This is a genomic window from Planktothrix sp. FACHB-1355, from assembly GCF_014748295.1.
Classification (GTDB): domain Bacteria; phylum Cyanobacteriota; class Cyanobacteriia; order Cyanobacteriales; family Aerosakkonemataceae; genus Aerosakkonema; species Aerosakkonema funiforme_A.
Map to the genome: position 1 here is coordinate 1 of NZ_JACJUP010000212.1, position 7,735 is coordinate 7,735.

Annotated in this window: 8 protein-coding genes; 4 read left to right on the plus strand and 4 right to left on the minus strand. The window is 43.8% G+C overall.

All coding sequences use genetic code 11. From position 1 onward, the window contains the following. The 4 genes from H6S82_RS11615 to H6S82_RS11630 form a co-directional block, all read left to right on the plus strand. The coding region (locus tag H6S82_RS11615) for an AAA family ATPase (protein WP_191056244.1) at window positions 1–595 on the plus strand (595 nt) is incomplete at its 5' end. Beyond that, window positions 589–1,209, plus strand: coding sequence for a DUF4276 family protein (locus tag H6S82_RS11620; RefSeq protein ID WP_190468260.1), 621 nt, complete (start codon window positions 589–591; stop codon window positions 1,207–1,209). The genes H6S82_RS11615 and H6S82_RS11620, both read left to right, overlap by 7 nt. A 124-nt stretch (window positions 1,210–1,333) precedes the next feature. Beyond that, entirely contained in the window at window positions 1,334–1,750 is a 417-nt protein-coding gene (locus H6S82_RS11625; protein ID WP_190468257.1) for a XisH family protein, read from the plus strand. Beyond that, window positions 1,738–2,079, plus strand: coding sequence for a XisI protein (locus H6S82_RS11630; RefSeq protein WP_190468254.1), 342 nt, complete (start codon window positions 1,738–1,740; stop codon window positions 2,077–2,079). The genes H6S82_RS11625 and H6S82_RS11630 overlap by 13 nt, the downstream gene beginning before the upstream one ends. Before the next feature lie 145 nt (window positions 2,080–2,224). On the opposite strand, the gene H6S82_RS11635 is transcribed toward H6S82_RS11630, so the two are convergent. From H6S82_RS11635 to ftsH4, 4 genes are all read right to left on the minus strand, one after another. After that, window positions 2,225–2,944: a hypothetical protein gene (locus H6S82_RS11635; protein WP_190468252.1), complete on the minus strand. Its 720-nt coding sequence runs from the start codon at window positions 2,942–2,944 to the stop codon at window positions 2,225–2,227. Between the two features lie 236 nt (window positions 2,945–3,180). Continuing rightward, a complete protein-coding gene (locus H6S82_RS11640) occupies window positions 3,181–4,620 on the minus strand; it encodes an ATP-binding protein (protein WP_190468249.1) in 1,440 nt (479 codons plus the stop codon). Between the two features lie 210 nt (window positions 4,621–4,830). Next, window positions 4,831–5,220 carry a response regulator gene (locus H6S82_RS11645; protein ID WP_190468246.1) on the minus strand — a complete coding sequence of 130 codons (390 nt, stop codon included), beginning with the start codon at window positions 5,218–5,220 and terminating at the stop codon, window positions 4,831–4,833. Between the two features lie 374 nt (window positions 5,221–5,594). Beyond that, window positions 5,595–7,466: an ATP-dependent zinc metalloprotease FtsH4 gene (gene ftsH4, locus H6S82_RS11650; RefSeq protein WP_190468243.1), complete on the minus strand. Its 1,872-nt coding sequence runs from the start codon at window positions 7,464–7,466 to the stop codon at window positions 5,595–5,597. Window positions 7,467–7,735: the final 269 nt, after the last annotated feature.

The following is a 7,735-nucleotide window of genomic DNA, read 5'->3' on the forward strand; positions in this document are numbered from 1 at the left end:
AGGACGAGATTCAGATCCCAGGATGCCTCAAAAACCAGACTTACCTGAACATCCTCTACTAGAAGATGGTAGTAACCTTGGACTTGTTTTAAACAACTTACAATACCAACTGGGAACAAGACAACTTATAGAGAAGCTAAAGAAGTTCTACGATGCAGCAGAAGAACTTACAAGCAAGATTTATGGTGGTACAGTTCAAATATTTATTCGTGAAGAAGGTCTAACTCAACCAATTCCTGCAACCCGTCTTTCAGATGGTACATTGCGTTATTTATTCTTAATGGCTTTACTGCTAGATCCAACTCCACCACCACTTATTTGTATTGAGGAACCGGAGATAGGTTTACATCCAGATATTCTACCCACAATTGCTGAAATGTTAATCGACGCATCTCAAAGAACACAATTAATTGTTACCACTCATTCTGATGCTTTGGTTTCCGCTCTTTCCCCTGAGTCAGTAATGGTATGCGAGCGAGATGATAAGGGAAGCCATTTGCGTCGTCTTGACCCCGAACGGCTGAAAAAATGGCTGGAAAAGTATACTCTTGGAGATCTCTGGCGGATGGGTGAAATCGGAGGCAACCGATGGTAAAGGAAATCCGCATTTACATCGAAGGTGGTGGAGATTCAAAGAATACAAAAGCTTTACTTCGTCAAGGATTTAGCGCTTTTTTGAACAAGCTAGTTCAGATTGCACGAAGTAAGGGAATTAAATGGCAAATTATTATGTGTGGTTCTCGTAATAGTGCTTTCAGCGACTTTCAAAATGCGTTATCAGATCATCCAGATGCTTTTAATGTACTGCTGGTAGATGCGGAAGCGCCTGTTAAACAAACGCCTTGGAAACATTTGAAATTTAGGGATAATTGGGATTCACCAGGAGTGGATGATAATCATTGTTATTTAATGGTGCAAACAATGGAAGCATGGTTTATTGCTGACATTGATACTTTAAAGAAATATTATGGTCAAGGTTTTAAAGAAAATTGCATTCCCAAAAATCCCAATGTGGAGAGTATTGATAAAGATAGCTTGGAGCCAAATCTGAAGAAAGCTACCAGCGATACATCTAAGGGTGAATACCAAAAAATTCAACACGCTTCCCAGCTTTTAGAGAAATTGGATGTTGCTAAGGTACGTCAGGCTTCTCCTAATTGCGATCGCCTCTTTACAACCCTTTCTCAAATCATGGGAGGAACAGTCTGAAAAGTTTGGATCTAAGATCGAGAGATGAGCGATCGCACTTTGGCTATGTGCGAGCTTGGGAGTGCGATCGCCTCACCATCGCAGTGATATAATCATAATCAATACTGTTTTTATAACAATCAAAATGCCAGCCAAAGATATTTACCATGATGCCGTAAAAAATGCTTTAATTAAAGATGGTTGGACAATTACAGCCGATCCTTATACTATTGAATATGAAGATGCTGAACTATATGCGGATTTAGCTGCTGAGAAACCTATAGCGGCAGAACTAAATGGACGCAAAATAATTGTAGAAATCAAAAGCTTTATTAGTCCTTCACTAATGAGAGATTTTGAAAATGCTTTAGGACAATACATACTATATCGTAATTTACTAAAATTAAACAATCAGAGATATGAAATTTATTTGGCAGTAAGAGACAGTATATTTGATACATTTTTCCAGAGAAAATCTATTCAAGCCGTTGTCAAACTCAATGAAATTGCTTTGATTGTTTTTAGCAATGAAAGAGAGGAGATTGTAGAATGGATAAATTAAACCATTATCGCAATTTAATCAAGCAAGTTCTTACCGAATACGATAATTTGTCTAATCAATCGTCCGATCGACATTCTGAAACCTGCTTGGTGTTTGATGAAAACCACGATCATTATTTATGGCTAACAGTTGATTGGCAAGGAAGTAAACGACTGAAATATACTCACGTTCATATTAGAATCAAGAACGACAAGATTTATATAGAAGAAGATTGGACAGAGGAAGGAATAGCAACTGAATTAATGCGTTTGGGTGTTGCTAGCAGTGAAATTGTTTTGGCTTTTCAACCGCCAGATGTGCGAGGGTTTACAGACTTTGCTATTGCTTAGAAAGATTGGTTGGGAATTGGTGGACGAAAGAGCGATCGCACTTTTTATCTATGCCAATTTTTCTCAACAAAAAAAACTTCTTGAATTCCCCATATTTTGCCAATAAAAATTCAAGAAGTTGGAGATTGATTCCTACTAAATAAAGCTATGGTGTAGTGATACTGAAATTAGGAGTTGGGGCGAGACGACTTGGTTCTAAATTGCGAGTAGGAGCAAAACGACTTGGTTCTAGATTAGGCTGCCTAAATGAATCGTCATCAGGTTGTTCATTAGTAGAACGGCGACCGGAGTTTTGCAAATCACTACCAGTATTACGATCGCCACTCTCTCCCGCAGAGCTTTCGGGACAGTAATATTGAGGAGCTAACTTGAGCGTAATTTCTATATTTTGCTTGCGTGCATTATCCTGGGTAAAGTTGCCAGAAGGTTGTAATTGTGCAATATCTTCAGAACGTATTTGTTCGACACTTAGTCCTTGCTCCAAACGTTGGCATACTGATTCGGTATAAGAAGAATTTACCGCAAGCCTTCTTCTCACATTAGTATCGGGATAGGTATCTGCCAAACGTTGGTATTGTAATGCGTATTGAGAATTATTAAGTCTTGCTCTTCGCACAGACCGCAAACGACCAGACTGTTGAAATGCTGAAGTTGCCGTTTGAGAAGTACCGCCGCACAATCGTCCTAAGTCTAGCGTGCGAGCATTGGAGGTAATCATATAGCAGGGTAGATCCCCAGTCTCTACTTCCGGTGACTTGACAGGAAAACCGTATTGAGTTATCTGCGGCTGACCAATAGCAGGATATGATATGGTGGCAATAGCGATCGCAGACAACACAGCACCCGACCTCAAAGCTTTCAACATAGAAAATACCTAAAACTGATTTTAGAATTCCCTATTGCTGGGGTCGGAGTTCGATCGGCTAAGCAACTTCACGAAATCTTCATAATAGAAGAGACGAGATTGCGGACGCAGCTTGTGGTGACAGAATTTTGGAAATTTATTGCTTTTTTCGTCAATTCAATTGTTTTCTTATTGATTGGCGATCGGATAATATAATTGGTTAGCTAAATCGGAAATTTCTTTAGCCGATCGAACATTTAACCAGCAGAGCGCATTTCCAAAGGAAGGTAAATAGTAAATATTGCCCCTTTGGTTTGACTGGAACTCTGAGCGACAATACTGCCGCCATGAGCTTCCACAATTCGGCGTGCGATCGCCAATCCCAAACCGGTACCGCTGCCTTTGCGCGAGGGATCTGCGGTATAAAACTTTTCAAAAATATAGGGCAGATCGGTATTGTTAATACCTGGGCCTTGATCTCTAATTTTTACAACTGCTTGACTGCCTTCTTTATAGACAGAAATAAACACTTGAGAATTTGGCCCTGAATATTTAATCGCATTGTCGAGTATATTCAAAAAAGCTTGAATAAGACGTTCTGGATCGCCATGTAATTCCACCATCTCCGCAACATCTAAATGTATGCCGACTTGATGGGATTGCATCCGGGTTTCCATCGCTTGTACAGCCCGATCGATCAGGGATTTCAGTTTCAGCGTTTGCCGTTCCAGTGCCGTTACGCCTGCTTCCAGTCGTCCGAGATCGAGAAGGTCGTGAATTAGTCGCGACAAGCGTTTAATCTCATCTTGTGCAGTTTTGATAAAGCGATCGCGCAGTTCCGGTTCCTCAGCAGCTCCATTCGCCAGCGCCTCCAGCGTCACAAACACATTGCTCACGGGAGTACGCAGCTCGTGCGATACGCTGGCAAGAAATGCTCGCCGCTCATTATCCAAAGAAGCTAACCGCGCACTCATTCGATTCAATTCAACTGCCAATTGCCCAACTTCATCGCTTTGACGGATATTTAATTTGTCACCAAAATTACCTCCACCCATCCGAATAGCAAAATTGCTCATGGACTGGATCGGTCTTGCAATACTCCGAGTCAGATATTCACTAATTGCAGCGCAGAGAATGAAAGTGAGAATGAGAGTTCCTAAAATCGTCCAAATAATTGTTTGAAACTGACGCTGGAACTGCTGCAGCGTGATCGACATCCGCAAGACACCCAGCACGCGACCGTTGCGGACTATAGGACGCGCCACGTACAAGCGATCGTCTTTTGACAGCACGCCTTTGGCAATACCTTGGGCTGTCTGATTTGCAAATGCTTGCTTCATTCCGGGAACTGCAAACCAATCGCTTACCTGATAATCGATATCGGGAGCAGAAGTTGACAGTAAGTGACCATCTGGCGAAAAGACGCGCAGAGTAACTGTTTCTGGTGCCCCGTAGCGTTTTACTGTCAATTCCACCCGCTCTAAATTATTTTCTTCCAGCGAGTCAGCTACACTTTCGCTCAGCGCAGTAGTCCAAGCATCTAGATCTGCCTGCCTGCTTCTCATAAAATAACCGTAGAAAGAAAGCAGAATGTAACCCGCTAGCAGGGAAGTTCCCAGTGCTGTCAGTGCCAGATATGTGGCCAACAATTTTGTGTGAATCGAATTCCATTTAATCCGAATTGGAAAAGTAATCATATCGTATCCAGTTGTATTGTTATCATTTAGGCTACTTTCAGAACAGAAGTACTTTTAGAGCAGAGGGGAAACAAACAACGATTTCTTGCACATTCAACTATAGGATAACGATGCTACCGTACTTGATATCCAAGATTGAGATATTGCCAAAAAAACTACCCCGACCGCATTTGAAATTTAGTCGGGATTTCTGAATGCTTGTAGCTTTTTTTAAATTTCTGCCGAAGCGCTTTTTTCCCCAGCCCGACGCCGCAGCACAGCTTTTATCCGTGCCATGAGTTCGCGAGTGTTGAATGGTTTGGTGACATAATCGTCTGCACCAGCTTCTAAGCCCCAGATTTTGTCAATATCCTGATCTTTTGCGGTCAGCATTACTATCGGTACGTCAGAATAAGCTCTCAAACGCCAGCATATTTCCATGCCGTCTATTCCTGGCAGCATCAAGTCTAAAATTATTACGTCTGGCACCTGCTTGTGAAACAGTTTGAGCGCAGTCATTCCATCTGGCGCTGTTGTTACCTGATAGCCTTCTTTCATTAAAGAATAAGAGAGGCTAGCGCGTAAGGCTTCTTCGTCATCAACTAATAAAACGTGTGGCATAGCGGATTTCTCGATTATGCAATACTTGGCTGCTGTGTAACCGCAGCAATCACTTCCATCAGCTATATGTAATAGTTTTCTTTGAATGTTAATAATCAGTCTGACTTAATATTACTCTCTAGCGGTAGATAAGGCTTCTGTCCAAGGAAGTATTGCAGCTGTGTTCGCTTGGTACTTAGTGTAGTGACGATCGCCTGCGTTTGTTTATCTTACTGGTCTATGAATCTACACTATAGACGTTGCTAATAATTCTATCTAAAGACATAGGCGAAGAGGATCGCTTTTAAATAAAATGACAGATGGCAAATTAACTTGTTTAATTTGCCATCTGTCATTTAGAACTAGCTGGCTAGTGGGGCTATGTAAAATTGTTCTTAAACAGTCGCCATTGCAGGGGTAACAGATTTAACCTGGCCTAGCAGCTTGTGCAATTCTTCACCCTCAATAACTTCTGTTTCCAGGAGTTTGGTAGAGATAGTTTCCAGTAAGTCCCGGTTGGTTTTGAGGATATCCAAAGCTTGGTGATGGGCGGTTTCGACAATTTCCTTCACCTCGCGATCGATGGCTTGTGCGGTGTCATCGCTGACAGCGCGGCGCGGATTGGGCATACCATCGCCCAAGAACATAGATTGCTGACCTTTCTCGTAAGCTAACGGCCCCAAAACCTTGCTCATACCGTAGCTAGTCACCATCCGTTCTGCCAAGTCGGTTGCGCGTTGCAAGTCGTTAGATGCACCTGTTGTGATGCTACCAAAGACAATTTCTTCTGCGGCGCGTCCGCCCAAGAGGGTAGCAATTTCACCCCGCAGTTCGGCTTCATCCATCAAGAAGCGGTCTTCTGTGGGCAATTTCAAGGTATAACCCAAAGCAGCCATCCCGCGAGGGACGATCGAAATTTTCTCCACTTTACCGCTACCGGGCATCAAGAAGCCAACCAAAGCGTGACCGACTTCGTGATAGGCGACAATCTTTTTCTCTTTATCGTTGAGGACGCGGCTTTTCTTTTCCAAACCGGCGACGACGCGCTCGATCGCTTCCGTCAAGTCTGCTTGGGCCACAGCTTCGCGGCGATTCCGCGCTGCCAGCAAAGCGGCTTCGTTAATTAAGTTTGCCAAATCTGCACCGGCAAAACCGGGAGTGCGGGTAGCGATCGCTTTGATGTTAACATCCGCCCCCAGCTTGACTTTTTGGGCGTGAATCTTCAGAATTGCTTCGCGACCGGCCAGATCCGGACGGTCTACCAACACTTGACGATCGAAACGTCCGGGACGCAGCAGTGCCGGGTCTAGAGTTTCCGGACGATTAGTAGCTGCCAGCACAATCACTGTTGTATTGGTTGCGGCAAAACCATCCATTTCCGTCAGCAACTGGTTAAGAGTTTGTTCGCGTTCGTCATTACCACCGTAAAAACCGTTGCTACTGCGGGACTTACCGATCGCATCCAGCTCGTCGATAAAAATTATACAAGGAGCCTGCTTCTTCGCTTGCTCGAACAAATCCCGCACCCGTGCCGAACCTACGCCGACGAACAGTTCCACAAACTCCGATCCGGAGATGCTGAAGAACGGTACGCCGGCTTCCCCAGCCACAGCTTTGGCTAGCAAAGTTTTCCCAGTACCAGGGGGGCCTACCAACAGCACACCTTTGGGGATACGCGCCCCAATTTGAGTGAAACGACCGGGATTCTTCAGAAAATCGACGATTTCCACCAATTCCGTCTTGGCTTCTTCCACCCCAGCAACATCGGTAAAGGTGATTTTAGTTCCCTCGTTTTCTACATAAACCTTAGCTTTGCTCTTGCCGATCGAGATCGCACCTTGAGGGCCACCGCCACGACCGATGAAAAACTGCCAAATAGCAATAAAGATCAGCGGAGGTATCACCCAACCTAGTAAACTGGTAAACCAGGTATTCTTAGGTGGTGGGGGAGCAGCAAATTCAACCCCTTTTTCCTGTAGGAGTGTGGGCAAGTTTAGATCGAAAATGGGTGTAGTAGAAAGCACTTGCCCTGGCTGACCTTCTTCACCTTTGATCTGATAACGAATTTCGTTTTGACCAACCAAGGCACGCTCGACCTGTTGTTCTTCGACTTGGTGAATAAACAAGCTGTAGGGAACTCTAGGAATCTGGGGGCCAAACAAACTCGGTAAAAACAAGTTCGCTAGCAGGAACAAGCTGGACAGCAATAAAAGAATACTGCCAATCTGGCGAAAACGAGGAGGTTGAGGCTGGTCTTTGATTGCCATTTATTTTAAGTCTGCCTTTCAAAACGTGTGTAAACCCATTGATTTCTTGGTTTTACCCAAGTACATCGCACCCAATATCTCTGAACTATTCGCTTTTAACTGTTAACTAATTGGTAACAGCTAAAAGCTGATTGCTTTCAGGTTTGGATGTACGCCCCGATGCTGGGAAGAGACTTGCAGTTGAAAGCCTGAGTCTCGTAAATGCGGTTTTGCAACCGTTTGGGGCAATTACGCTTTCAGCAACGCCAATCAACGTTTTTTGATTCAAG

Bases quoted from the DNA above. Each gene is read 5' to 3' on its own strand.
- H6S82_RS11620 (WP_190468260.1), top strand. From the start codon at position 589: ATGGTAAAGGAAATCCGCATTTACATCGAAGGTGGTGGAGATTCAAAG.
- H6S82_RS11625 (WP_190468257.1), top strand. From the start codon at position 1,334: ATGCCAGCCAAAGATATTTACCATGATGCCGTAAAAAATGCTTTAATT.
- H6S82_RS11630 (WP_190468254.1), top strand. From the start codon at position 1,738: ATGGATAAATTAAACCATTATCGCAATTTAATCAAGCAAGTTCTTACC.
- H6S82_RS11635 (WP_190468252.1), bottom strand. From the start codon at position 2,944: ATGTTGAAAGCTTTGAGGTCGGGTGCTGTGTTGTCTGCGATCGCTATT.
- H6S82_RS11640 (WP_190468249.1), bottom strand. From the start codon at position 4,620: ATGATTACTTTTCCAATTCGGATTAAATGGAATTCGATTCACACAAAA.
- H6S82_RS11645 (WP_190468246.1), bottom strand. From the start codon at position 5,220: ATGCCACACGTTTTATTAGTTGATGACGAAGAAGCCTTACGCGCTAGC.
- ftsH4 (WP_190468243.1), bottom strand. From the start codon at position 7,466: ATGGCAATCAAAGACCAGCCTCAACCTCCTCGTTTTCGCCAGATTGGC.